Source organism: Hymenobacter pini (genome assembly GCF_020421205.1).
In the GTDB taxonomy this organism is placed as follows: domain Bacteria; phylum Bacteroidota; class Bacteroidia; order Cytophagales; family Hymenobacteraceae; genus Hymenobacter; species Hymenobacter pini.
Genome location: NZ_JAIZZH010000008.1, coordinates 53659 through 77085, shown reverse-complemented (window position 1 = coordinate 77085; position 23427 = coordinate 53659). Strand labels below are relative to the sequence as shown.

Here is a 23427-nt window from a genome sequence, read left to right as displayed (position 1 = left end):
CCCGATGGAAACCAAACCGCACGACGCGCAATTTCTGCGCACCCGCAAGATGGCCACCTTCCTGCCGGTGGTGGGCGTCCCCTTCCTGGCCGTCATGTTCTACCTGGGCGACGGGGGCCAGGGTGCGCCCGCCGAGGCTCAGAATGTGCCGTCCGGCTTCAATACTTCCCTGCCCACGGCCGAGAAGGGTTCCATTACGGCTAGCAAGCTCGAAGCCTACGCCAGCCCGGTGGACACCCTGCGCAACCGGGGCCTGGTCGATGCCCGCCTCGATACGGCCGCCGGCTCGGGCCTGTCGTATTCGATTGGCGCCGACGGTAAGCCCGGCCCCAACGGCTCGGTGAATAAATCCGTGGTGGAAGCCCAGCAGCAACTCATTGCCGCCCAGCAGGCCCAACTGAACGGCGGAACCACGCCCGGCACGGCGGTGGACCCAACGACAGCGGCGCCTGGGTCACTCACTCCTCAGGAGCAGTTGGAGCTGATGCGCAGCCAGCACGAGCGGGAGCTGGCCGAGAAAGACGCCCAACTGCAGATGGCCCAGCTGCTGGCGCAGAGCAACAGCAGTGGGGGAGGGGTTGCCCGCCCGGCCGCGCCGGCGGTGGCCAAGACCAGGAAAAAAGCCAGCACCCGCGCCAAAGTGGTCGATGACGATGCTGTCGTTTCCCGGCTGGGCTCGAACGGCGCGGGCAGGAGGCGCACGGCCTCGTTCACGGGTCTGGATGACGGTCGGGCGGCTACGGAGGATGCCAACACCCTGCCGGCCGTCATTCACGAATCGCAGGAAGTTGTCAGCGGCTCGCTGGTGAAAATGCGCCTGACGGAATCGGCCGTGGTCAACGGCCGCGCCCTGCCGGCCAACACCTTCATCTACGGTAAGTGCAGCCTGGCCGGGGAGCGGCTGAACATCAGCATCGAAACGCTGAAAACCGGCAATCGGGTCTTCCCGGTGGCCCTCGAAGTCTACGACGTGGACGGCCTGGAAGGCCTGCACATCCCGGGCGCCATTACCCGGGACGCAGCCAAGCAAGCTGGGGCCGACGGCCTGAACGCCGCCGACGCCATGACCATGAGCGCCGACCCCACGCTGGCCGCGGCCGGCGTTGCGGTTACCGCCGTCAAGGGCCTCGGCCAGAAGAAAATCCGCCTGGTCAAAGTACGCCTGAAAGCCGGCTACCAGGTCATGTTGAAGATTGATAAATAAGCTACGCTATGCGAATCGTCCTTGCCCTCTGCACCCTGCCCCTCAGCCTGACCGCAATGCCCGCCCTGGCCCAATCCACGACGCTGGCCAGCACCCGGCCCGTGGCCCCAGCGGCCGCGGCGAAGTTGGCGACGTATCCGCTGTATGTTTCGGACCAGAAAACGACCCACCTGGTCTTTCCCTCCCCGGTCACCTATGTCGATTTAGGCAGCGCCGGGCTGATTGCGGCTAAGGCCACGGGCTCCGAAAACATCGTACGGGTCAAGGCCGCCGGCAGCGGCTTCAGCGAAACCAACATGACCGTGCTGACGGCCAGCGGCAAGCTCTACTCCTTCGTGGTGGGCTACCAGCGCAACCCGCGCCAGCTGGGCCTGGACCTGGGCGCGCCCAGCGCGGGCCCCGCCAAGCTCCCCGTGCTTCCGCTTTACGTTTCGGACCAGAAAACTACGCACCTCGTGTTTCCCTATCCGGTCACCTACGTCGACCTGGGTAGCTCGGGCATTCTGGCCGCCAAGGCCACGGGTGCCGACAACATTGTCCGCGTGAAGGCGGCCAGCAACCGCCTGACCGAAACCAACATGACCGTGCTCACCTCCGGGGGCAAGCTGTACATGTTCGTCGTCAACTACCAGCACGACCCCAAGGTATTGAGCCTGGATTTGAGCACGCCAGCCAACTCCACCGCGCAGGCCGGCAGCGAGGCCATCCTGTCGAACACGCCCATTCCGCAGGGCAACCTGGATGCTTACTCCCAGCAGGCGCTGGCGCGCGGCGGCGCGGCGGCCAGCGACACGAAAAACCAGCTCAGCGTGCGCGCGGGCAGCGTGGGCTACCAGCAGGAAACCCTGTTTTTCCCGCTGCACCTGCGCAACCGCTCCAACGTGACGTATGACGTGGATTTCGTCAAGTTCTACATCCAGGACAAGAAGGTAACCAAGCGCACGGCCGAGCAAGCCATTGAACTCACGCCTACCTACGTCTACAACGGCAACCTGAAAAAGATTGAAGCCGCCGGCAAGCTCCAGCAGGTGTTTGTGTTCAAGAAGTTCACCATTCCCGACCAGAAAAACCTAGTTGTCGAGGTGTACGAGAAAGGGGGCGGGCGCAATATTAAGCTCAAGCTTTCCAACAGCGACCTGCTCCGGGCACGTGGCTTCCAGTAAGCCCTAGCTAATTTCCTTGTATAGACTTGGCTACCTTATTTACCAGTCTTAGTCCTCCCAGTAGTAATACTTGTTAGCTACTACTTGTCCGTTCACAGTCAAAGCGACATCGACCGTATTTTTATCAGGATTGATTTGGAATGTCCTCAGTCCGTCCCGGCACTCGTAATCAACGACAATGAAATTACTAGTGTCTGCTTCTATTCTATAAACCTCTGATATAAGCCGATTTGGGTGCTGATTGACAGGGCCTGAATGCGGGTACTTCTTGATGTAGTTGACATCAACAGAACCTCCGTTCACATTCTGTCCATCAAACACTTGGGTAATGTCGTCGAAAATCGATTGTAAGTTCATTTTGATGTTTTGATTTCGGCTATAAATGTAATCTAGAAATAATCCCGCCAACGCTGTTGTCGCTTGATACTTTACGTACAAGTCGATAAAGATTAATCAAACGGTCCGGGTAAAACCGGACCGTTTGATTAATCTTTCAGTAGTGTAGAGTTGGCTGGTATCACGAAAGTTCTTCCTCGATACTGTAGCGTAGCTTGGTCAGCGTCCGCCGCAGTCAAGGCGCCCAGGAGGATGCCTTTGGCCGCGGCTAAGGCGCTTAGAAAGGCCAAGTGTACCACTTTTTTAAGCTCGATGGCACCCGTAATTCCTTGGTCATTCGCCAAAGCATTTTCGCAGCATTCTTCTAAGATGGCTTGGTGTAGCGGATGAATTGATGGCACCGCTAAGTCAGCAATGACACTGGTGTAAAGCTCTTCGGCAGTCATGAGGAAAAGATGTGGTGTTGAATCAGTCGTCACTCCAGCGGCCGTTCACAGCCCACTTAGTATGTGCACCGATTTCGTATGGAGTGACTTCACTGGCGTGGTCGGTACCGAGCGTTTCTATCAAGTCTCGGGATGCCCATTTCACCTGGTCGGTGTCGCCCGCCGCAAACAGTTCCTCCAAAGCTGCTTGCTGTTCCGTGGTGGGTAGCACATCGTAAATCTCAAAAATTAAGATTTCTTGATTAGGAAGACGCTTGGCGCGGCGCATGGGCGTCTGAATAGTCGTAACGTAGGCATAGTCCACGTACCGGAACAAGTGCTTGTCGAGAATCCCTGTCGTAAGCAGTTCCTCGCAGAACTCGCGCCACTGACTGGTTTCCCGGTCCTTCTGCGAGTTAAACCAGTCAATCATACTGAGCACATGCCAGCCCGGCACCATAAAGCGCAAGTCGCTTTTAGCCACCCCGTGGCTGGTGGTAAACTGACGATCAGGATTCACCCGGTATTTAGTGAAAGTGGGCTTGGCCGAATCAAACGCCTTGTAGGCGCCGCCCACGAGCTGGTAATAGTTGCGTTTTCTGTTCTTAACCAGCAGGTACTTACCGTTTACCTGAATACGGAATAGGTACGCGATGGAAATCCGGACTTCCTTGTTCCAATACCACAAGGTTTTGATTCGAAGCGGGAGGCGATGGAAATTAAAAAACAGCTCCACCATCGCCGCAAATACCGGCGTCGTGATGACGTTCACCAGCATGCTTACTGCCAGAGCGGCCCATGGACTTTTATCCAGCGGGTAGACTTGAATGAGGAACACGACGACCACGCTCAACACCGTGACCAACGCCAGCGCAATGATGCGTTTCATACCGGCCTACCTGATTTGAGGACTCGGGCGGACTTGGGTCAAAGCTTGCCGTAAAACCTCGTAACCCAGCGGTTTATCTGGGTAAGCTAACGCTACGGCGGCAGGCAGGAAACGCAACCGCAGGTCGGAGAAAGAGTACCCAACGCCGCCGTTCTTGGCGGCGTCAGTGAGAGCCACCAACTCATCCAGTTCTTTCGCCGATAGCGGCACGCCGGCCAGTTCCTGCTTGAGCAATGCTTTGCGCTCTTCCTCCGTCGGACGGTCAAATTTCATCACTACCGCCGCCCGCCGCACAATGGCTTCGTCCAGAAAGTGTAAGCGGTTGGTAGCGAGAAAAACGATGGCTCGACCAGCTAGTTCCCGGGTTTCGTCAATTTTCTGAATCAACGTGTTCACCGCCGCTTTTTCCTCCTGGTGCATCTGTGCGGTGGCACGGGTGGTGGCAATAGCATCGGCTTCGTCGATGAATAAGAATGCAATGCGTTTTTGGCCCGCCACCTTCTTCAACTCTTCAAAAGCCTGGTTGACCAGCTTGGCCATTTGCCCATGCACGCCATCGCCACGCACCCGGGTGCTAAGCTTCATGAAGTAGCCGGTTTTATTGAGTTCTACCAACATTTTATTGGCAATGACCTCAGCCGACACGGTCTTGCCAGTACCTGCATCACCCTCCAGAATGATAAGCGGGTGCCGGTCCGTGAGCGAACGAATAATAGGTAACTCCCGCTGGTGGTGCTTCTTGCTCCAAGTGCTGAGCCCCTCGGGGTCGAGCAGCAGCTTTAGGTTGAAATGCACTTGGGTAAACCGGTCGTCAAAGCCGATGAGCGTTTGGGCCCGGTCGACCAGTTCCTGCGTAGGAAGCTCTAGCGTACTGTCAAAAATCGTAGAAGAAGACATTTACTTCAGGTTTTGCTTTTGGAGTTCGTACCCGTTGGTGGCGTAAAGCTGAGCCGCTTCCCGCGTCAGGTGGGGGTAGCTGCTGTTGATGGAGGAAGGCGACCAAGCACCATTTAGCTTACCTTCAAAGTCGCTCTGCTGCGTCGGCGTGAGCTTGCTCCATTCCGACGTATAATGCAGCAGCAAGGATAGGTGCGTATTGGCCAGATTAGGCCAGTCGTTACCGCCAGCGCGCCCGCCATCCATAGCCGTGCCCTCGTTGTTGACGGTATACGTGGCTACTCGGATAGGGTCACCAGTCAAGCTATTGTGGAGAATGATATCCACGCGCCTCAGGTACGAATTTTCTGCCAGCTTCAGCACGTCATGGAAGTAGAAGTCTACCTGCGCCTGGGTCCACTTGCTCGTGCGCATGGCAATCATGCCTAGGTCCGCTTTAAACCCTTGAAAGGTTTTTTGAACATCCGTGGTGGTGCGCGTTGTGGTTTGCGTGTAGGTACTCATTATGGTGCTTAGGCTTCGACGTTGAACTTAGGACCGAATGCTTGTTTCCACTCATCGACGGTGCTGTCTAAATCCGACATAGTACGGGCGATATGGATGGTTTCGTACGCTTCTAACGCCTTGCTGCGCACCTCATCCCAACCTACTTTGGTCAGTTTGCTGGCCGCATTATTTTCGTTGTTCGTCGGGTCAGCGATAAACACTGGATTGGAAAAGGTGCTTGGCACGCTATGGATGGCCTGGGGGAAAGAGATAACCGGAAAGGTGGCATCACTCAGAAAGCGGAAGAAGCGCAACAACCCGTGCTCAATGTTGGTACTTACTCCTTCATGCTCTTCCAGATAGGCCACGATAAGCTCTATTGTGAAGGAAGACAGCAGGTCCAGTTCTTGGTGATTGCGCCAATGCTTGGCGGCTCGAACGATGGAGGTGTACGAAGCATTGTTGCCCCTCCACGTTTTCGCGGCGTCCAATTGACCAGTTACGCTGGTATGGTACCGGCCGCCGCCGCCGCGTTCGGGTTGCCACACGTAGCCAGCTGGCTTGTCGAGCGGAACCACGGGTACGATGTCCACGTGCAGGCCCGTGCCCACGAACTTGATGGTAATAGCCTTCGTCTTGCCCTCGGCATCCACATCCTTCGCAATATCCTTTGTGGGGTATATCTCCTCCAGATAAGACACCACGAAATCATGTAGCTTCCCCACATCGTCTCGCAAGGACTCATCGCCTGAAACGAACAGCACCAAGTCAATATCAATGGGGTTAAGTCCTGTTGCCCGAAGGATGGTGTGTTTGGCCCAGGAGCCTGCAATCCGGTAGCCGGAAACCTTAACTCCGGTGCGGTCATCGTTCTTAATTTTATCCGCGAGCTTTTCCTGCAGGTTGTTTACCTGGTCACGATACTTCCCCATACTATCCCGGGGCAGCTTGATTCGGTCAATAAAGTTGAAAAGACGAGTATTGGTTAATTCCATAGGCAGACTGCTTACAACGAACTCACACGAGCCGTTTTGCGCCGAAAACAGCTCAATTATTTAGCCAATTTTCTTATTTCATTAGCATTTCAAGGTAACCTGCCTCGAAACAGCCATTTTGACCGCTTTCTAGTGGCAAAGCTTGCATCTTACCTGACACTGACCGTCAGGAAGTCAGCTTTTTACTTCCTGTACGGCTTGGTCAACAAAAGGGCGAAGTAGCTTTTGTCAGCCCGTCGGTTCGCCCAACTTGGTGATTGGCTACAAATTATACCATCGATTTTTCGGCGCAGGAAAATTTTGCTTAGGTGGGTCAGCATAAGCGCATGGGATACACTTGCCTTTGCTTATTGCTCTGGGTTAGCGGTTACATGAGCTAGAGGCTGGCCCAGTTCCACGAACCACCGGCGCGGGCAGCTCGCTCTCACAGAGGGGCAAGCGCAAAGCCTAGTTCACATCTAACGTGCGAGCTGCGGCGACTACCCTGGCAGCCCTTATTCAATTTGTGTGAGGATTATAACACTTTGACAGTATTACTCCACGATTCTGACATAACACGACGTATGATTTGTAATGTTTTGCAGCAAAAAAACTTTACAATTAGCGTTTCTTTACCGGCCGTAGCAGATGGAAAAAGCGCCCAAATCCACGACCGCCCGCCAGAAAATTCTCAACCGCTTGCAACAGCTGGAGCCGGGTGCCCTCGTGCGCTACCGGGACTTTGCCAGCCTGGGCATTGCGCCGGGCACGGTGGCCGTGAACCTGAGCCGGCTGCGCCAGGCAGGCGTGGTGCAGCAGGTCACGAAAGGCACGTACCGCTTCCCCCTGCAGAGTCGGTTCGGCCCGGTCCCGGTTTCCGAGCAACAGGTGCTGCAGGTGCTGCTGCAAACGCCCAGCAAGAAGCTGCGGGGCTACCCTACCGGCGTCGCGGCCTTTAACCGCTTGGGGCTGACCACGCAGGTGCCACAGGAAATTCAGATTGCCACCTCCCGGCCGGGGCGGCCGAAGAAAGTCGGCAACGTGCGCGTACGCTTCGTGCGCAGCCGGGCCGATGTGAAGCTGGAAGAAGTCCCGCTCTGCCAGCTGCTCGACGCTTTGCGGCAGATTAAGCGCCTGCCCGACACCACGCCGGCTGCGGCCCTGCTGCGCCTGCGCGAGCAGATAAAACAACTCCTGCCGACTGAGCAGGCCGCTCTGGTTCGCCTGGCGCAGGACTACAACCCGGCCACGCGCGCCCTGCTGGGGGCCCTGCTGGAAGGGCTGGGTGAAGTTAAGCTAGCCACCAAGCTGAAAGCCAGCCTGAATCCCTTATCCACTTATAAGCTTGGTTTGTCCGAACAGGCCTTACCCAACCGCGCGCAATGGCAAATCCGATGACCCTGCACACCCACGAGCAGGACTTTCGCACCTTAGAATACGCCCATCTGATGATGTAGTCAAATCCAGAGGCCTAAGTGAAGCACAACCATGTTAGCGAAGCGTTGAGCAGCCAGTTGATTTGAAAGCCCGAGCCAAGTCACCAACCGGTCACGCCGTAATACCCTTAAACAACTCGAGTCGGTGCGTCGACGCAATGGCGGCGCTTTGTTTTTCCGGTATGCCCGCCTCTGCCGCAAACCGGGGCCAGTTCGCTACGGCTTCTGTTACCTGCTGCATTATCTCCCGCGGCTTCTTCACCTGCACCTTCTTGGCCAGTTCCAGAAAATCATCATCCGAAAAGTTGTCCCTCTTACCGGCCAGTGACATCTGATGCTGGCTCGACCAGTCTCCCGTTGGGTTGTAGGAATACGTCACATCGTACGCTGGCGACAAACTCCACTTTCCTTGCGGGTCCATCAGGAAAGAAATATTCTTGGTATGGTCGTCCTGGTTGCGGGCCACTACGTTGAACACCATGCGCCGATACAGTTCCTCGACGGCCGGATGTGGTAATCGCAGGCGTAGCAGCACTTGAAAAGCCTGCTCATATGTATACAGCCCGGGCTGATTGTAGTCGAAATGGGCCAGTCCGCAAAGGGTTTGCATATGCAGCCGCTCGCTGCCTCCCACCCGGTCAAACCGCCGCGTCATGAAGTGTGCCCGGCCGTTTTCTTCCAGCAGCCGGCACTGGGTCATGTGTAGGCCCGCTTGCTGGGCCATCAGGTAATAGGCATATTCAATCCGGCCGTATCCCGCCGGGTCACCCAGGCTGGCGTTGGTGACTCCATCCAGTTTGAGCAGCCAATGCTCAAACCCCTCGGGCGCATCGACCTGCCCGGAACGCACTTCCTCGGTGCTGGCATTATAGGCAATGACGGCCTTGGCGCGGGCCCCGCCGGCCGAGGTGCCAACACTGATAATTTCCGCCAAACCGGCGGCGGCATTGCCGGCCAGCGACGTCTGCAGCCCTTCCTTGTTGGTCAAAACCTCCCGGGCAAATCGCACCAATTCGGCCACATCAAGGGAAGTTCCTTTTTCGAGCGCGGGCTGCGAGGCCGGCTCGTATACCAGCGCGCCCATGCCGCGGTGGCCGAGGTAGCATAAATGCTCAATGGGTGTAAAGGAGGCCGCATCCCTACCTTGGGAAGCCAGCCAGGCATCAATGAGCTGGCGCCCGTACCGGTCAGGCAGGCTGTCGGCGAGCAGCCCGGGCAGGCCATGGTACGTGTCCCGGTTCAGGACCGGGAACGAGAAGATACCTCGCTGCCGCCTTTGCGGCAGGGGCATCGTTAGCGGAGCCAGTTCCAACCCCGTGCGCACGAAAGCGGGCTCGTATTCGAAAGAGCCAATTCGGCGTCTGTCGTCCCACAGCACGGCCCCAACCGGCTGGCCCCAAATAGAAATGGTCGCGGTATTTACAGGTGTCATAGTCCAGGAGCAGTGGTATCCTCATCCCGGCGGCTGGCCCGCTGCCGTTGTTGTCGCGCCAGTTTTGCAGCCTGCAAGGGACTGATAGTTGCGGATTCTTCCAAGACTTCCAGCACATCCAGGCGCCCCAGTGCCCGTAGTAACTGCACCAGCGTCAAGGTGGAAGCCGGCCGACCGTTTTCTACCTGACTAATCGTGAGACGACTCAGACCCGTCTGAGTAGCTAATTCCTGCTGGGAGATATCCTGATTCAAGCGAATCAACTGCAGGTTGCGGCCAATTTCCTTGACCGCTGCAAGGTCTGTTAAAGCGTACCAATCCATAATGACACGTTTACGTAGCATTAACGACCAATTTACGGGTTAATGTTACGCAAAGATAGCATTAATAAGTATACTTTTAATCACTTCAAACAGCTGATAATGATGCTTACACATTGCATTAATAGCTAAAAAACCATTTAATGCTACGTACAAGCGACATTAACTCTTATCCGGCTAGCCACGCCACCGCCAAGCTCTTCGAAAGCCCTTGGCTTCCGCTTCTGCGACGGTCAACGCATAAAACTCTCCTGCCTTATCTAACTTGGTTCGGTCATACATCTGGTCGAAGGGCAGGTGGTAAATTCGTTCACCCGTGGCAGGGCTGATGTGGCATTTTATCATGGGGAAGGCTCCCAATTTGACCTGCTCACGTACCTGAATGCCTAACGCTTGGGCGAACTTGCGAGCCGTATCCGACAACACTGTGGAAGTGCAAAAGACCCCGGAGATGTTGCTGGCAGCGAGCAGTTGCGGAAAAAGGTGCAGCTGCTGGTCTGCTAGCTTCTTTTGGGTTGAATCCAAGTAGAATTTGACCGTTGTACCGAATAGCTGGTTGATGTGCTTCTCATGGATGAGCTTATGCTTGCTCCAGAATTTGCACTGCACGATGAGCGTGTTGCCGTCCTTGCGGCATATCAAGTCCCGGCCTAAGTCCTCCTTGCCATTCTCAATGCCGAAATAGGAAACACTGTAGCCTTCGCGCTCATACAAATAGCCTACGTAACGCTCGTAGTCCCGCCCCAGCTGGTAAGGGCTCTTCCGGCCCTGCATGTAGCGCTCCAAAGCCCGCTGGTTCCGCTCTGTTGTGGAAAGACTGTTGTACTCGCCGGCTGTGAGAAAGACAGTAACCGGGTCCGCTTCTGGTGCTGTTTGTTCGCCAAACGTGTCCTTTATCTCCAGCAGGGCTTCCTCAATTTCACCCTCTCGGAACTCCGTTAGGAAAGGAAACAGTCCCTCGTACTGATTGATGACGTACTGCAGGTGTTTTAGTTGAGCCGCCAGTATGCGCTTTTCTTTTCCTACCTCCCGGACTGCCAGTGCCGACGATTTGGCGGGGCGGGGCTTAAAGGCCAGATAATCGGCAACCTGGTTGTTATTCAGCAGCACTAGGTCCGCAATTGCGCCGGCAAGCCAAGGGAAACTTTTGCTTTTCTCCGTCAACAGCTTTTCCAAGCGTTCCAGCTCAGAAGTACGCTGGTCCAAAACTTTCTCGCGGATGTTCAGCTCACCAGTCTTCGATTGATACTCTTTATACAGGCGGCTCTTTTCTGCTGCCAATGCCTTTGCGAGTCGGTTATTCCAAGCCAGCAGCAACACTACCCCGGCTAGCACTCCGAGCACAGGTAGCCACGGGTATTGCGTAATAAGCTCCACTTTTAGTCAATCATTATTTCGGAAGCGAGGGCAGCTACACCGAGCGCGCAATCTTGCGCATCGCGGCCGGGGTGTCGCCAAACTTGCACAGCGCCTCACAGTGCTGGCGCAATTCCGAAAACAGGATGTAATGAATGGTGGCCCCGGCGGCCCGGATGGCCGGGCGCGAAAGCTGGGCCTGCACTTCCTTCTCGCGGGCATCGGGCACCACTAGGTAAAGCGCCGTTTCGTGCTCGGGCATGGAGAAGGCCAGGTCGGTCAGGCGCAGGATGCCCGAGTAGATGCTGGTGCTTTTCTCTACCTCGAAGGCAGCCACCACACGGTTGGTGCCGGGCGCGAACCACACCACGTCAATCAGGCGGATGGTGGTGGCCACGTCGGCCGGGACGGGCAGTTCCGGGTGCTGGTCGAGGCAGAGGAAGGAGAGCTTCTGACCCTGGCAGAGGCGGTTGCGGTCGTTGATGGCCGTCGTTACGTCGCAACCCAGGGCTTTACCCACGCGCAGCAGGTGGTGCTGCATCTCGGTGTGCTGGTTTTCCTCCTGGGCCTCGGTTTGCACCTCCTGGTGGCGCTTGCGGGCCTGCTGCTGGTACTTGTCCCGGTCCTCGTCGGACGCAAACTGCTGGTCGCCGGCAATCATCTTCTTCACGCCCACGTCGAAGAGCAGGCCGCTCAAGGCGCCGTAGTCGAGGCTCAGGTGCTGGCGGTGCTCCTGATTCAGGTCGCGCAGCCGCTCACGCATGCGCAGGTACTCCGACCAGGAACCCAGCTTGATTTTCTCCCCGAACAGGGCGTTGAACCCGTTAACGATGGCCGTGTTAAAGGGCGGCATCAGCGTCGGGTGCAGGAAGTAGAGGATGCTGGCTACGGCCGGGCCCAGGCCCTTGATTTTGCGGCGGTCGAGTAGGTCAATTTCCTTGAGCAACTGCTGCTCAGTAGTGGCGGCCAGGCAGCTTTCCAGAAACTGACCGAAAGCACGCTTGTTGTCCTCGTGCTCGTAGATGTCCGGAATGCGCAGCTTGGGCTTCCAGTAGAAGGGATGGGCCGCGCCCTGAAATACCTGCTTCTGCTCGCTGATGACGCTGAGCACGAACTCCAGCGACGTGCCCTTGAAGTCGTTGCCGAAGCTGCCCGCCTTGATGTCCTTGACCACCTGCTGCACCCCGCGCCGGATGGAGCGAAACGCCTTCAGGCGCTCCTCGTTGTTGATGAACCAGGTGTTGTAAACGGACTCGGAATCGGCTTTGTATTGCTGAATGAGGGGCGGTAACGATGCGGGCATTGACGGGGCGGGATAAATGGGATTACTAAGATGCGCAGAACCCCGGGGTTTGCAAGTTTGCCCGCCGAAATCCGTTCGTCGTCCCGCTTAGTGCGTCATACCGGGCATCGCCATGCCGGGCATGTCCATGGGCTGGCCGGGCCGCATCGACAGGTCGCCGAACCGGGCGGCGAGGTAGTAGCCGGCCGCCAGCAGCAGCAGGGTGAGCACCGTGACCAGGGCCTTGCGCGCGGGCGATACCGGCGCCACGGTGCCGGCCGTGGGCATCTCCGGCATGGTGTGGCCCGCGTGCGCGCCGGCGGCCATCGGGGGCGCGTTATGCACCATGCCCGGCATGGCCATGCCCGCGTGCGCGGGTCCGGCCGCTACCGTGGCCCCGCCTTTACCCAGCGCCCGCTCGGTGCCCATGCCGTGCTTGAGCTGGTGCTTGACCAGCCACCAGTTGACGGGGTAGGCCACGGCCACGCCCACCAGCGTCGCGGCCGACATCGAGGCCCAGAACCAGGGGGAACTGGCTTCCATGGCCCGCATATCGCGGGTCATCAGAATCACCATCGTGGGCAGCATGCCGGCCATCATGGCGTTCATCGACATCCACTCGGGCAGAAACGAGCTGCGCAGGGCCTCGCCGTAGCTCATGCGCATCATGTCCTTCATAAACAGGGCCTGGAAGATGAACAGCCCGAACGCAAAGCCAGCGGCGTACTCCAGCCAGATGTCCACGCCCATGGGCAGGCCAAAGTAGCCAGTGATGGCGGCGGCCACGATAATACCGGTCGCGTCACCGGCCGCGCAGTGAATGGTGGAGCCCACGGCCTGCTTCCAGAGCGGGGCCACGAACTGCTCGTGGGTGCCGGGCGCGGGCTCCCGGCACGAAAACCAATATACCAGCAGGCCCACCGGCCCGGTATACAGGGTCACCAGCACCCAGCCCCACTTCATCACTTTCATTTCGGGGGTGCTGGTAAACAGGTCCCAGGCCACGTAGGCCACGGATAGGGCCGTCAGGATAAACCAACTCCACAATAAGTACTCAGGAAACAGCGGGGTATTCATGGAATGCATCAGCGGGGCAGTAGGGAGTAGTAGAATCAAGCCAAGTAGCGGCTGCCGAATTCAGCGCGGCAGCAGCACGCCCAGTTGCAGGCACTCGGCGTAATCAAGAATCATGTGCAGCAGAAAGCCCACCGCCCACACGCGGGTCACCGGCGGCAGCAGTAGTAGCCCGTAGACGCCCATGGCCCAGTAGGTGTGCAGCGGGTGGAAGTTGATGCTGCACCGGTTGGGGTCGAACATAGGCGTGGCCCAGAGGTGGTCCACGTCCAGCAGCAACGCCGCCGCCAGGATCAGCCAGGCCCGGCGCCAGCGTGGCCGGTAAAAAAGCAGCGCCACGACGCCAGGCACGAGCAAGTGGAGCAGTGCATGCACCATAGGCAGTTGGTGGACGGTCAGGAAATCAGAAGAGCGGCTTCCGAAGAAGCCGCTCTTGCATAGTAACGGAGAAACCGGGCCGCTAAAACTTTTTGTGAGCCAGCAGCCAGGCTTGCAACTCCTTGATTTCCATCTCCTGGTCATCAATGATGTTGTGGGCCAGCGTTTTCATGGTCGTTGTGCGGCCGTACTCAATTTCTGCCTGGGAATTCTCCATGGCGCTGCGGTGGTGGTCCACCATCAGCTGGGCAAAATCATAGTCGATGTCGCCGGTGAGCGGGCGTAGGTCGTTGGCCTGCATCATGCGCTCCATGCTCTCCATCTGCTTCATGTTGAACTCGGGCACAGCAGGCTGCTGGGGCGTGTGGCTGCTCAGAAAGGCATCCAGCTGCTGAATCTCGGCCTGCTGCTTGGTGATGATGGCCTGAGCCATTTGCTTCATGTCGGCGTCTTTGCCGCTGCGCAGTTCCTCCTGGCTCATGGTGACGGCGCCCTGGTGGTGCATCTTCATCATCATGGCAAAATCGTGGTCGGGGTCCTGCGTTTTGGTCATGGCCATCATCTGGTCCATCATCGCGTGCATTTGCTTCATGAACACGTTGTCGTCGTGGGCCTGCACTTTCAGGCCGTCGGAGTCATCTTTATTGCACGCGGCCAAGGAGCCCAGGGAGAGCAGAGCGGCCAGCAGGGGGAGGCGAAGGGAACGGAACATAGGGGAGTCGTTAAGGCGGAGGAAACAAAAAAGGTATCCTAGCTAAACGGTGGAGTTACGCTCACGTTTACCCACGATTCGGCCTAACTGCTTGTAAAGTTTCCAGCCCTGGGCGGCTAGGAAAGGGTTTCCAGGCCCTGGCGGCCGGCGCTGCCGGGGCCCAGGGCCTGAAACTCGGAGGGCGTCATGCCCGTGACCTGGCGAAACTGGTTGGTCAGGTGCGCCGCGCTGCTGTAACCCAGGCGCGCGGCCACCTCGGCTACCTTGGCGTCCTGGTAGCTGAGCAGCTCCTTAGCGCGCTCCACCTTTTGGCGGATGATGTACTTCTCCAGCGTCAGCCCCTCCCGCACCGAGAACTGGTGGGATAAGTAGGCGTAGGCCCGGCCCACCCGCTCGCTGATATAGTGAGAGTAGGTATGGAAGGGCTGCTGCTCGGGGGGCGTGTAGTGAATCAGCTCCACCACCACGGCCTTGACGTGCTCAATCAGCTGGTCGCGCGGGTCGTCGACCAAAGCAAACCCATACGCCTGCAGGGCGACTCGCGCTGCTTCCTCACTCACGGGCCCGCCGTCGGCTGTGCGCACGTTGGCGGCGCCCAGCGCCACGCCGTCTACTAGCAGCCCGGCCTTTTCCAGCTCGCGCCGCACCACACGCAGGCAGCGGGGGCACACCATGTTGCGAATGGACAGACGGACCGCCCCCGCCGCGGGGGCCGGCAATACGGAAGAGGCGGACTGTGGTAGTGTCATCATTTTACGACCAGGCGGCCCCGCAGCATGTGCATGCCGCAGGTAAACTCAAAGGTACCGGCTTGCTGGGGCAACAACTCAATGGCCGTGGTTTTAAACGGAGCCAGGTCGCGCCGGATATTGAAGTCCGGCAGCAGCAGCTCCTCGGAGCAGCTGTTCTCCTCGTCGCGGTAAAAGTTGAGCTGCACCGGCTTGCCGTGCTCTACTTCGATGACGTCGGGCGAGTAGCCGCCCTTAACCATGATGTCAACTTGCTGGATGCCCGCCGACGAGGAAACGGCCGTCGCTACCCGGTGCGGAGCCAAAAAGAAAAACCAGCCGACAAACCCCAGCAGGCCGGCGCCCACCAAGGTCACGATTATTTGCGCAGTATCCATCGAAAAGGGTACAAAAGGGAAAGAAAAGGGCCGGCACCTTACGCGGCCCGCTGGTAGCCGCGCAGGCGCAGCGAATTGGTCAGCACCGACACCGAGCTCAGGGCCATGGCGCCGGCCGCCAGCATGGGCGAGAGCAGCCAGCCGAAGAAGGGAAAGAGCAGTCCCGCTGCCACCGGGATGCCCAGCGTATTGTAGATAAAGGCAAAAAACAGGTTCTGCCGGATGGTGCGCATGGTCTGGCGCGACAGGTCCATGGCCGTGACCACGCCCTGCAAGTCGGAGCGCATGAGCGTAATGCCCGCCGCTTCCATGGCCACGTCGGTGCCGCCGCCCATGGCCAGGCCAATGTCGGCCTGGGCCAGCGCCGGGGCGTCGTTGATGCCGTCGCCCACCATGGCCACCACGCGGCCCTCGGCCTGCAGCTCCTTGACTTTGCCCGCCTTGTCGGCGGGCATCACCTCGGCGAAGTAGCGCTTGATACCCACCTGCTCGGCCACCTTGGCAGCCGTCTGAGGGTTGTCGCCCGTCATCATCACCACCTCAATGCCCTCGGCCTGCAGGGCCTGGATGGCGGCCCGGCTGGACGCGCGCACCGTGTCGGCCACGCCGATCAGGGCCGCCACCTGCCCGCCGACGGCGGCGTACAGCACCGTCTTGGCCTGGCTGAGTAGCTGCGCAGCGGCCTGCTCGGTAGCGGCAGAAATCGTCACCTGGTGCTCGTCAAGCAGGCGCCGGTTGCCCAGCAGAATGGGCTGGCCCTCCACCGTAGCCCCGGCCCCCCGGCCTTCGTAGGCCTGGAAGGCCGTAGCCGGCAGCGGCGCCGCGCTTTGTGCCTCGGCGTAGCGCACCACGGCCTCGGCCAGCGGGTGCTCGGACTGGCGCTCCACGGCGGCCAGCAGCGGCAGCAGCTGGGCCGGCACCGCGCCGCTTACGGGTACGAAGTCTGTCACGCTGGGCTCGCCTTGGGTGATGGTACCGGTTTTGTCGAGCAGCACGGTCGTCACCTTCTCGGCTTTTTCCAGCGCCTCGGCATTGCGAATCAGCACGCCGTGCTCGGCGCCCTTGCCCGTACCCACCATAATGGCCGTGGGCGTAGCCAGGCCCAGCGCGCAGGGGCAGGCGATGATGAGCACGGCCACGAAGTTGACCAGCGCCAGTGGCAGGCGCGTGGCTTCGGGGGCGAAGTCAAACCAGAGCACGAAGGTGACAATGGCAATCATCACGACCACGGGCACGAACACGGCGCTGACCTTGTCGGCCAGCTGCTGGATGGGCGCGCGGCTGCCCTGGGCCTCTTCCACCAGCTTCACAATCTGGGCCAGCATGGTTTCCGAGCCCACCTTGGTGACGCGGAAGCGGAAGGAACCGGTTTTGTTAAGGGTAGCGCCGAACACGTTGTCACCCTCCTTCTTTTCCACCGGCAGACTCTCGCCGGTCAGCATGCTCTCGTCCACGGCCGAGTGGCCGCTGAGCAGCACCCCGTCGGTGGCCACCTTTTCGCCGGGGCGCACCACCACTTCATCGCCGAGCACCACCTGCTCAATGGGCACATCTAGCTCCTGACCGCCCCGCACCACGCGGGCCGTTTTGGCTTGCAGCCCCATCAGGGCTTTGATGGCGGCCGAGGTCTTGGACTTGGCCCGGCTTTCGAGCACCTTGCCCAGCAGAATCAGGGCAATGATGGTGGCGGTGGTATCGTAGTACACCTCGGGCATGATGCCGCGCTGCATAAACCAGTGCGGGATGAGCGTGGCGGCCAGGCTATAGAGAAACGCCGCGCCCGTGCCCACGGCAATGAGCGTGTCCATGCTGGCGGTGCGGTGCCGAAAGCCGTTCCAGGCCGACACGTAGAACTCCCGGCCGCTGTAGAAGAGCACCGGCAACGTCAGCGCCAACAGGAGGTAATTGAGTACCGGCGTCGGAATCAGGTTCATCATCCGCGGCCAGAGCATGAGCATGCTCAGCGGCATGATGACCACGGCCAGGCCCACGGCCACCTGGAAACGACGCTTGAGCTTCTGGTAGGCCTGCGCCTTGCGCGCGTCCAGCTCCTCATCGGATGCTAGCACATTGGCAGCAACTGGGGCGGCCGGCTCGTGCACGCCGTAGCCGGCCTGCTCCACGGCGGCTTTCAGGCCCGCGCGGTCAATCTGGTTCGGCAGGTACTCGATAGTGGCCTTTTCGCTGGCCAGGTTCACGGTAGCGCTTTTAACGCCGGGCGTGCGGTTCAGGGCCTTTTCCACAAAGTTGGAGCAGGACGCGCAGGTCATGCCCTCGATGTTGAGGGTGGCCGTCTGGGTACCGGCAGCGGGAGCCGTGGACTGAGGAGGCTCCGGTGGTGCCGGGTGATGGTGAGGTATGGTTTCCACGGGCAGTAGCGTTAGTAGGAAGCGGAGGTTCGCTCGTTGTAGTAAACACGAAGTAAACTGGCTTCGGCCCCCAATGGATGTGCAGAATTGCGCTTAACGCTTACAACATTTGTATAGCCTACAAGGAACAAATCCCTACACGTACACAATTCAGTCGTCAGACTTACAATATTTCCATACCGGTACCCTGTCGCTACCCGTTGTGCAATCCCCGCGCAACGTTGTTTAAGGACCATAACCGGCGAAAAAAGCTATTTCGGATGCCAGAGGGCACTAACGCGGCTTTATGGTAGCGCTCCATCAGGAGCAGTATCAGCAGAATGCTATTTAAACTTTTCAGATAATTTTGCCGTTGTTTCGTACCAATGTTCCGACTTAAGACCCATTCCCGACGCACGATGGCGGCCTCCTTGCTGGTGGTCTTCCTCAACGTGTTCTTCGGGCAGGTCTTTTGCGCACTGGTTATGCCCGCCGCGCCGGCGCCGCACAAGCACCCGGCCGGCACCCCGGCCCACCAGCATTCACACAAGGCGCCGCACGAGCACCAGACGCCCCACCAGCACGGGGCGAGCCACGACGCGGCCGCCGCGCACCACCACGACGGCAAAGCCCCGGCTGCGGGCCCGCACCAGCACGGCCCCAAGGGCGCCTGCTGCCAGGACGACGCCGCGGCCGTGTGGGCTTCGCTGGCGCACCCGCCCAAAGCCGGCATCGAGAAAATGGCCTTTATGCCGGTGGCCCTGCCGCCTGCTCCGCTGACCGTGGTGTTCCGCTTTCAGCAGTGGGACCGGTCACGTCCCGTGCTCTTGGTGGCCCGGCGGCAGCTGAAGCCTAAAATACCCGACATCCGCATTTTCATTCGGTCCCTGACGGTCTGATTGTCCCGACGCGCTAAGGCTCGCGCCGGCATAGCTCTGCTATGTCCGGGGCGGGCCTTTTCGTTTGCCCGTCGCCTGCGCCGAAGCGGCGCCCCCTCCCTTCCTTTTCTTGGTTTTTTCCTTCGGCAATGAAGAGTTGTTGCCAGGAAGCCGGCGCACCGTCCCCCCGTGGGCCGGGCCGTCGCCTGCTCTCCTACCTGCTCTACGCCGTGCTGGCCGCCGCGCTGGGCTTCGTGCTCTGGCAGCAGTGGCAGGCCTGAGCCCGGCCCGAGCCCCCGGCAGCCTATCCTGGCCCCGCAGTTCATCCCCTAATTATCCCTCCATGTTTCGCGTACCCGTTTCACTGCTGGCGCTGGCCAGCGCCTTCAGCATCGCCAGCTGCTCTTCGGATTCTGCTTCGAGCAGCGCCACCAACACCGTTACCACCCCCACGGACGCGCCGGCCGCCGGCACGGCCGAACACGGGGGCGGCCACACCTACGCCTGCCCCATGCACCCCGAAGTGACCAGCACCAAGGCAGGGGAGAAGTGCCCCAAGTGCGGCATGAAGCTCGAACACAACGACCAGGCCGCCGGCAACGGCAAGACCTACGCCATGAAATTTGAGCCGCAACCCATGCAGCTCACCGCCGGCCAGCCCGCGAAGCTAACCTTCACGCCTCAGGAAGTGGGCAACGAGGCGGCCCCCGTGCCGCTGGCCGTGGTGCACGAGAAGAAAATCCACCTCATCATCGTCAGCAAGGACCTGGGCCAGTTCTACCACGAACACCCGGAGTACACGGCCCAGGGCAATTACCAGGTCAACTACACCTTCCCCAAGGGTGGCGACTACGTGCTGTTTCAGGACTACACGCCCACCGGCGCCGGTCACCAGCTCGGCCGCCAGCCCATCACGGTACAGGGGCCGAAGTACGCCCCGGTAACGTTCAAAAACGACGACATGCAGTGGGAGAAAGACGGCTACCAGGCCACCCTCTCCTTTGACAAGCCGCTGAACACCGGACAGCTGCTGGGCATGAAAATCACCATCACCAAGGACGGCCAGCCCGTCACTGACCTCGACAACTACCTCGGCGCGCTGGGCCACGTGGTGGTCATCAGCAAGGATACCGAGCGCTACCTGCACGTGCACCCCAACGACCAGGCCGACAAGGGCCCGGCCATCGGCTTCAACACCAACTTCGAAGCCCCCGGCCTCTACCGCGTCTTCCTGCAGTTCAATCACGCGGGCAAGATCCACACGGGCGACTTCACCATCAACGTGAAGGGCCCGGCGGCCAGTTAGGCCTTCGTTTCTCATTTCCTTTTTCCAACCCTCAACCAATTCAACACCCATGAAAAAGTCTGCTTTTTTCCTCGCCGCCCTGTGTTCGGGCACCCTGCTGCTGGGCAGCTGTAACAGCGACAAATCCGCTGACTCGACGGCTACCACCACCGAAACCACTTCTACCGACGCCTCGGCTTCGGGCGACATGGCCGGCATGAACCATGACGCGCCCGCCGCGGAAGGTGCCGCAGCCACCGGTGGGGAGTCGCCCCAGATGACGGCCATGAATGAGATGATGGCCAAGATGCACGCCATGAAGATGAAGGGCAACACCGACCACGACTTTGCTCACCACATGCTGGAGCACCACAAAGGCGCCGTGGTCATGGCCGACATCGAGCTGCGCGACGGCAAGGATGCCACCATGCGCCAGATGGCCGAGAAGATCAAGGCCGACCAGCAAAAGGAAATAGCGGAGCTGGAAGCCGCGGCTACCCGCCTGGACAACGCCCCTACCAACTACAAACCCCAGGACTCTTCGGACCCCTTCACCAGCAAAATGAAGGCGTCCATGGACGCCATGATGCAGAACATGCCCAAGCCCGTTGCTGACCCGGACATGAACTTCAACATGATGATGACGGTGCACCACCAGAGCGCCGTGGACATGGCCCAGGCCGAGCTGGCCCACGGCAAGGATACGAAGCTCAAGAAGATGGCCCAGAAGATGATTGACGCCCAGCAGAAGGAAATCGCCGACTTCAAGGCCTGGCACGACAAGAACGCCGACAAGATGTAATCCGGGCCCGCAGGCAGCCCCCGAACGGGCCGCTGCCTGCCCCCTTTTTTCCACCCCCAATACCCTTTTTCACTTACTCCCATGAAGCTTTTTGGAATTACCCTGGCTGCCGTTGCCCTCTTTGCCCTGGCCCCGCTGGCCTCGCAGGCCCAGCACGCCCACGCCGGCGGCAAGCAGGATGCCCACACGGCCCCCGGCGAAACCCACGCCCACGTGGCGCCCCACGGCGGCGTGGTGCGCTCGGCCAACCCCTACCATATGGAACTGGTGCAGAAAGCCGGTGAGCTGCACATCTACCTGCTGGCCGCCAAGATGGCGCCGGTACCCAACAAGTCGCTTTCCGGTACCGTGATGCTGCAAACCGCCGACAACAAAACCACGACGGTAACGCTGGTGCCCGGCGGCGATGACCACTTGGTGGCCAAGCTGCCCGCCGGCGCGAAAGTGCGCACGGCCATCGTGAGCCTGAAAGCCGATGGCAAGGCCATCAACACCCGCTTCGACAAGCTGGATGCCGCGGCCCAGGGCGGCAAAGCGGTGGGCGCGGCCTACGAGTGCCCCATGAAGTGCGCGGGCAGCGCCAGCGACAAGCCCGGCTCCTGCCCCAAGTGCGGCATGGCGCTGGTAAAAAAAGCCTAGGCGGAGCCTGTTTTTCGGACGCCCAGCGCGTCCGGGCCCTCTCCGTCGCGGGCCGTCTGCCGCTGCAACGGCGGGCGGCCCCCTGACGGGCACTAACCTGACTATATGAAGTACCTGAAAATAAAAAGCGGGGTGAGCAGTGTGCTCCTGCTAGGCTTGCTGCTGCTGCTCGGGCCGGGCCGGGACGCGGCGCGCGCGCAAACCCCCATCCGCCTCGACAGCGCCGAAGCCCAAAGCCTGCGCCGCCACCCGCGGCTGCGGCAGTCGGAGCGCGAGATTGAGGAGCAGCGCGCCCTGAAGCGCGGCTCGTTCGCGCCCGCCAATCCGGACTTTCTGTTTTCGGCCCCCACGGGGGAAATGTGGGCCCCGGGCGTGGTGCAAACCATCGACCTGCCCAACGTGTACCGGCGCCAGCGCCAGGCGGCCGAGGCCGGCGTGGTGCTGGCCGAGCGCAACCGCGACGTGAGCCGGGCCACGGTGCTGCGCGACACCCGGCTGGCCTACCTGAACCTGCAGTACGCCGATGCCCAGGTGCGGCAGCTGACCTACCAGGACAGCTTGTTTCGCGCCCTGCGCCTGGCCACCGAGCGCCTGTTTGCCGCCGGCGAAGTGACCTCCCTGCAGCGCATCAGCACCGACGCCGAGGCGCGGCAGGTAACCGTGCAGCTGCAGCAGGCCACGGAGGACCAACGCGCCGCGCAGCGCCGCCTGGGCTTGCTGCTGGGCCAGCCCACGACGGCCTTCACCACCAGCACCGACCTGCGCCGCAGCGGGCCCGAGCTGGCGCAGACCGGCGGGGCCCTGCTCAGTGGCCTGCCCGTGGAAGACAGCGCCGCCCTGGTGCGCAGCCCCACGCTGGCCGCCGCCCAGCAGAACGTAACCCTGAGCCAGTCGGGCATCAGCCTGGTGCGGGCCCGGCGCACGCCCGCCGTAACGCTGGGCTATCAGAACCAGGCGTTTGAGAACTCCCAAATCAAGTACCGCTTTCAATTCGGCGTGTCCGTGCCCATCTGGTTCTGGACCTATCGCTCGCAACTGCAGGCGGCCACCGCCCGCAGCCAAGCTGCCGGCTACCAGCTGCAAACCCAGCGTCTGGAGTTGGGCACGCAGTACCAGCAGGCCTTGGCCGACTCGCGCAAGTTCTCGGCCTCGCTGGGCTACTACGAGCAGACCGGGGTGCCCCAGTCGCGGGCCATCATCAGCCAATCCCAACGACTTTTCAAGGCGGGCGAAATCAGCTATCTGGTGCTGATTCAAAGCCTCAATCAGGCCTTTACCATCCAGAACACTTACCTGACCACCATCCGCGACTACCGTCAGGCGCTCATCGAACTTAACTACCTGCGGGGTGAATAACATGAAACAACTCCTGATTTTGCTGCTGGGCCTGCTGCTCTCGGGCGCGGCCTACGCCCACGGGGGCGAAGACCACGGCGACGGGGCCAAGGCCTCGACCCCGGCCGGCGCCACGTCCTTCTCAGTGGCGGCGCTGTCGGAGCAGTTCGAGGTGCTGCTGCGCTACGAGCCGCTGGAAGGGGGCAAGCCCGCCGACCTGCGCCTGTTCCTCTCCGACTACGCCACCAACGCCCCCATCAAGGGGGCCAAGCTCACGCTCACCAACCCGGAAGACGCCAACCTGAAGTGGGCGGTGACGGAGCAGGAGCCGGGCATTTACCTGGTCGAAGGCGAGTTCCCGGCCAACAAGGCCTACAGCTTCGCGGCCAACATCGTGGCCGGCGACAAAGCCGATCTGCTGCTGCTCGACGGCATCAAAGTCGGGGAGAAGCTGCCGGTAGCCGCCACCGCCTCGGTCGCGGCGCCCTCGCTGTTCGCCTCCTGGAAAACCATCCTGGCCCTGGTCGGGGCTTTCGTGCTCGGCATTGGCCTGACGGCCCTGCTGCTGCGCCGACGCCGGCCGGAGCCGGTTGCCTCCACCGCGGAACCGGCGCTGACCGCCCCCCGCCACACCCCCATCTCCTAACGCC

The 23427-nt window shown here is 60.3% G+C and carries 25 protein-coding genes; 10 read left to right on the top strand and 15 right to left on the bottom strand.

The features are described from left to right. Positions 1–4 precede the first annotated feature (4 nt). Positions 5–1204 (top strand): conjugative transposon protein TraM, encoded by a 1200-nt coding sequence (gene traM / locus LF252_RS22230; RefSeq protein ID WP_226271799.1) that lies wholly within the window; start codon positions 5–7, stop codon positions 1202–1204. 8 nt (positions 1205–1212) lie between these two features. Then, on the top strand, positions 1213–2367 hold the full coding sequence (gene traN / locus LF252_RS22225; protein WP_226271798.1) for a conjugative transposon protein TraN: 1155 nt from the start codon (positions 1213–1215) through the stop codon (positions 2365–2367). A gap of 485 nt (positions 2368–2852) precedes the next feature. On the opposite strand, the gene LF252_RS22220 is transcribed toward traN, so the two are convergent. From LF252_RS22220 to LF252_RS22200, 5 genes are read right to left on the bottom strand one after another with little or no spacing between them, the layout of a single operon-like run. Beyond that, the gene (locus LF252_RS22220) at positions 2853–3149 is read right to left on the bottom strand and encodes a hypothetical protein (RefSeq protein ID WP_226271797.1); all 297 of its coding nucleotides are present in this window, start codon (positions 3147–3149) and stop codon (positions 2853–2855) included. A gap of 22 nt (positions 3150–3171) precedes the next feature. Continuing rightward, positions 3172–4017: an SMODS-associated NUDIX domain-containing protein gene (locus tag LF252_RS22215; RefSeq protein ID WP_226271796.1), complete on the bottom strand. Its 846-nt coding sequence runs from the start codon at positions 4015–4017 to the stop codon at positions 3172–3174. A gap of 6 nt (positions 4018–4023) precedes the next feature. Further along, the gene (locus tag LF252_RS22210; protein WP_226271795.1) at positions 4024–4914 is read right to left on the bottom strand and encodes an AAA family ATPase; all 891 of its coding nucleotides are present in this window, start codon (positions 4912–4914) and stop codon (positions 4024–4026) included. Continuing rightward, on the bottom strand, positions 4915–5418 hold the full coding sequence (locus LF252_RS22205; protein WP_226271794.1) for an HORMA-1 domain-containing protein: 504 nt from the start codon (positions 5416–5418) through the stop codon (positions 4915–4917). Positions 5419–5426: 8 nt separating this feature from the next. Then, positions 5427–6395 (bottom strand): CBASS oligonucleotide cyclase, encoded by a 969-nt coding sequence (locus tag LF252_RS22200; RefSeq protein ID WP_226271793.1) that lies wholly within the window; start codon positions 6393–6395, stop codon positions 5427–5429. Between the two features lie 627 nt (positions 6396–7022). Between LF252_RS22200 and LF252_RS22195 the strand changes: the two genes are divergently transcribed. Next, positions 7023–7772: a type IV toxin-antitoxin system AbiEi family antitoxin domain-containing protein gene (locus LF252_RS22195; RefSeq protein WP_226271792.1), complete on the top strand. Its 750-nt coding sequence runs from the start codon at positions 7023–7025 to the stop codon at positions 7770–7772. A gap of 150 nt (positions 7773–7922) precedes the next feature. Here LF252_RS22195 and LF252_RS22190 read toward each other — a convergent pair whose 3' ends face one another. From LF252_RS22190 to LF252_RS22145, 10 genes are all read right to left on the bottom strand, one after another. Continuing rightward, positions 7923–9242 (bottom strand): type II toxin-antitoxin system HipA family toxin, encoded by a 1320-nt coding sequence (locus LF252_RS22190; RefSeq protein ID WP_226271791.1) that lies wholly within the window; start codon positions 9240–9242, stop codon positions 7923–7925. Then, positions 9239–9586: a helix-turn-helix domain-containing protein gene (locus LF252_RS22185; RefSeq protein WP_226271790.1), complete on the bottom strand. Its 348-nt coding sequence runs from the start codon at positions 9584–9586 to the stop codon at positions 9239–9241. Before LF252_RS22185 ends, LF252_RS22190 begins: the two co-directional genes overlap by 4 nt. Positions 9587–9739: 153 nt before the next feature. Next, positions 9740–10882, bottom strand: a complete 1143-nt coding sequence (locus tag LF252_RS22180) for a restriction endonuclease (RefSeq protein WP_226271789.1) — start codon at positions 10880–10882, stop codon at positions 9740–9742. A gap of 91 nt (positions 10883–10973) precedes the next feature. Further along, on the bottom strand, positions 10974–12221 hold the full coding sequence (locus LF252_RS22175) for a hypothetical protein (RefSeq protein WP_226271788.1): 1248 nt from the start codon (positions 12219–12221) through the stop codon (positions 10974–10976). An 87-nt stretch (positions 12222–12308) separates the two neighbouring features. Continuing rightward, the gene (locus tag LF252_RS22170; protein WP_226271787.1) at positions 12309–13286 is read right to left on the bottom strand and encodes a DUF4396 domain-containing protein; all 978 of its coding nucleotides are present in this window, start codon (positions 13284–13286) and stop codon (positions 12309–12311) included. 51 nt (positions 13287–13337) lie between these two features. Continuing rightward, positions 13338–13652: a DUF6122 family protein gene (locus LF252_RS22165; protein ID WP_226271786.1), complete on the bottom strand. Its 315-nt coding sequence runs from the start codon at positions 13650–13652 to the stop codon at positions 13338–13340. 82 nt (positions 13653–13734) lie between these two features. After that, the gene (locus LF252_RS22160) at positions 13735–14364 is read right to left on the bottom strand and encodes a DUF305 domain-containing protein (RefSeq protein WP_226271785.1); all 630 of its coding nucleotides are present in this window, start codon (positions 14362–14364) and stop codon (positions 13735–13737) included. A gap of 116 nt (positions 14365–14480) precedes the next feature. Beyond that, a complete protein-coding gene (locus LF252_RS22155) occupies positions 14481–15116 on the bottom strand; it encodes a helix-turn-helix domain-containing protein (RefSeq protein ID WP_226271784.1) in 636 nt (211 codons plus the stop codon). Next, positions 15113–15490: a cupredoxin domain-containing protein gene (locus LF252_RS22150; RefSeq protein ID WP_226271783.1), complete on the bottom strand. Its 378-nt coding sequence runs from the start codon at positions 15488–15490 to the stop codon at positions 15113–15115. Before LF252_RS22150 ends, LF252_RS22155 begins: the two co-directional genes overlap by 4 nt. A gap of 38 nt (positions 15491–15528) precedes the next feature. Continuing rightward, entirely contained in the window at positions 15529–17859 is a 2331-nt protein-coding gene (locus LF252_RS22145) for a heavy metal translocating P-type ATPase (RefSeq protein ID WP_226271782.1), read from the bottom strand. A 365-nt stretch (positions 17860–18224) separates the two neighbouring features. Between LF252_RS22145 and LF252_RS22140 the strand changes: the two genes are divergently transcribed. The 7 genes from LF252_RS22140 to LF252_RS22115 all read left to right on the top strand — a co-directional run bounded on the left by LF252_RS22140 (position 18225) and on the right by LF252_RS22115 (position 23423). Beyond that, positions 18225–18737: a hypothetical protein gene (locus LF252_RS22140; RefSeq protein WP_226271781.1), complete on the top strand. Its 513-nt coding sequence runs from the start codon at positions 18225–18227 to the stop codon at positions 18735–18737. A 128-nt stretch (positions 18738–18865) separates the two neighbouring features. Next, entirely contained in the window at positions 18866–18997 is a 132-nt protein-coding gene (locus tag LF252_RS22930) for a hypothetical protein (RefSeq protein ID WP_262905066.1), read from the top strand. Between the two features lie 62 nt (positions 18998–19059). Then, a complete protein-coding gene (locus tag LF252_RS22135) occupies positions 19060–20022 on the top strand; it encodes a heavy metal-binding domain-containing protein (protein WP_226271780.1) in 963 nt (320 codons plus the stop codon). A gap of 49 nt (positions 20023–20071) precedes the next feature. Next, positions 20072–20803, top strand: a complete 732-nt coding sequence (locus LF252_RS22130) for a DUF305 domain-containing protein (protein ID WP_226271779.1) — start codon at positions 20072–20074, stop codon at positions 20801–20803. A gap of 81 nt (positions 20804–20884) precedes the next feature. Then, entirely contained in the window at positions 20885–21442 is a 558-nt protein-coding gene (locus tag LF252_RS22125; RefSeq protein WP_226271778.1) for a heavy metal-binding domain-containing protein, read from the top strand. Between the two features lie 105 nt (positions 21443–21547). Continuing rightward, positions 21548–22798, top strand: a complete 1251-nt coding sequence (locus tag LF252_RS22120) for a TolC family protein (protein WP_226271777.1) — start codon at positions 21548–21550, stop codon at positions 22796–22798. A 1-nt stretch (position 22799) separates the two neighbouring features. Beyond that, on the top strand, positions 22800–23423 hold the full coding sequence (locus LF252_RS22115; RefSeq protein WP_226271776.1) for a hypothetical protein: 624 nt from the start codon (positions 22800–22802) through the stop codon (positions 23421–23423). Positions 23424–23427: the final 4 nt, after the last annotated feature.

Bases quoted from the DNA above. Each gene is read 5' to 3' on its own strand.
- traM (WP_226271799.1), top strand. From the start codon at position 5: ATGGAAACCAAACCGCACGACGCGCAATTTCTGCGCACCCGCAAGATG.
- traN (WP_226271798.1), top strand. From the start codon at position 1,213: ATGCGAATCGTCCTTGCCCTCTGCACCCTGCCCCTCAGCCTGACCGCA.
- LF252_RS22220 (WP_226271797.1), bottom strand. From the start codon at position 3,149: ATGACTGCCGAAGAGCTTTACACCAGTGTCATTGCTGACTTAGCGGTG.
- LF252_RS22215 (WP_226271796.1), bottom strand. From the start codon at position 4,017: ATGAAACGCATCATTGCGCTGGCGTTGGTCACGGTGTTGAGCGTGGTC.
- LF252_RS22210 (WP_226271795.1), bottom strand. From the start codon at position 4,914: ATGTCTTCTTCTACGATTTTTGACAGTACGCTAGAGCTTCCTACGCAG.
- LF252_RS22205 (WP_226271794.1), bottom strand. From the start codon at position 5,418: ATGAGTACCTACACGCAAACCACAACGCGCACCACCACGGATGTTCAA.
- LF252_RS22200 (WP_226271793.1), bottom strand. From the start codon at position 6,395: ATGGAATTAACCAATACTCGTCTTTTCAACTTTATTGACCGAATCAAG.
- LF252_RS22195 (WP_226271792.1), top strand. From the start codon at position 7,023: ATGGAAAAAGCGCCCAAATCCACGACCGCCCGCCAGAAAATTCTCAAC.
- LF252_RS22190 (WP_226271791.1), bottom strand. From the start codon at position 9,242: ATGACACCTGTAAATACCGCGACCATTTCTATTTGGGGCCAGCCGGTT.
- LF252_RS22185 (WP_226271790.1), bottom strand. From the start codon at position 9,586: ATGCTACGTAAACGTGTCATTATGGATTGGTACGCTTTAACAGACCTT.
- LF252_RS22175 (WP_226271788.1), bottom strand. From the start codon at position 12,221: ATGCCCGCATCGTTACCGCCCCTCATTCAGCAATACAAAGCCGATTCC.
- LF252_RS22170 (WP_226271787.1), bottom strand. From the start codon at position 13,286: ATGCATTCCATGAATACCCCGCTGTTTCCTGAGTACTTATTGTGGAGT.
- LF252_RS22165 (WP_226271786.1), bottom strand. From the start codon at position 13,652: ATGGTGCATGCACTGCTCCACTTGCTCGTGCCTGGCGTCGTGGCGCTG.
- LF252_RS22160 (WP_226271785.1), bottom strand. From the start codon at position 14,364: ATGTTCCGTTCCCTTCGCCTCCCCCTGCTGGCCGCTCTGCTCTCCCTG.
- LF252_RS22155 (WP_226271784.1), bottom strand. From the start codon at position 15,116: ATGATGACACTACCACAGTCCGCCTCTTCCGTATTGCCGGCCCCCGCG.
- LF252_RS22150 (WP_226271783.1), bottom strand. From the start codon at position 15,490: ATGGATACTGCGCAAATAATCGTGACCTTGGTGGGCGCCGGCCTGCTG.
- LF252_RS22140 (WP_226271781.1), top strand. From the start codon at position 18,225: ATGTTCCGACTTAAGACCCATTCCCGACGCACGATGGCGGCCTCCTTG.
- LF252_RS22930 (WP_262905066.1), top strand. From the start codon at position 18,866: ATGAAGAGTTGTTGCCAGGAAGCCGGCGCACCGTCCCCCCGTGGGCCG.
- LF252_RS22135 (WP_226271780.1), top strand. From the start codon at position 19,060: ATGTTTCGCGTACCCGTTTCACTGCTGGCGCTGGCCAGCGCCTTCAGC.
- LF252_RS22130 (WP_226271779.1), top strand. From the start codon at position 20,072: ATGAAAAAGTCTGCTTTTTTCCTCGCCGCCCTGTGTTCGGGCACCCTG.
- LF252_RS22125 (WP_226271778.1), top strand. From the start codon at position 20,885: ATGAAGCTTTTTGGAATTACCCTGGCTGCCGTTGCCCTCTTTGCCCTG.
- LF252_RS22120 (WP_226271777.1), top strand. From the start codon at position 21,548: ATGAAGTACCTGAAAATAAAAAGCGGGGTGAGCAGTGTGCTCCTGCTA.
- LF252_RS22115 (WP_226271776.1), top strand. From the start codon at position 22,800: ATGAAACAACTCCTGATTTTGCTGCTGGGCCTGCTGCTCTCGGGCGCG.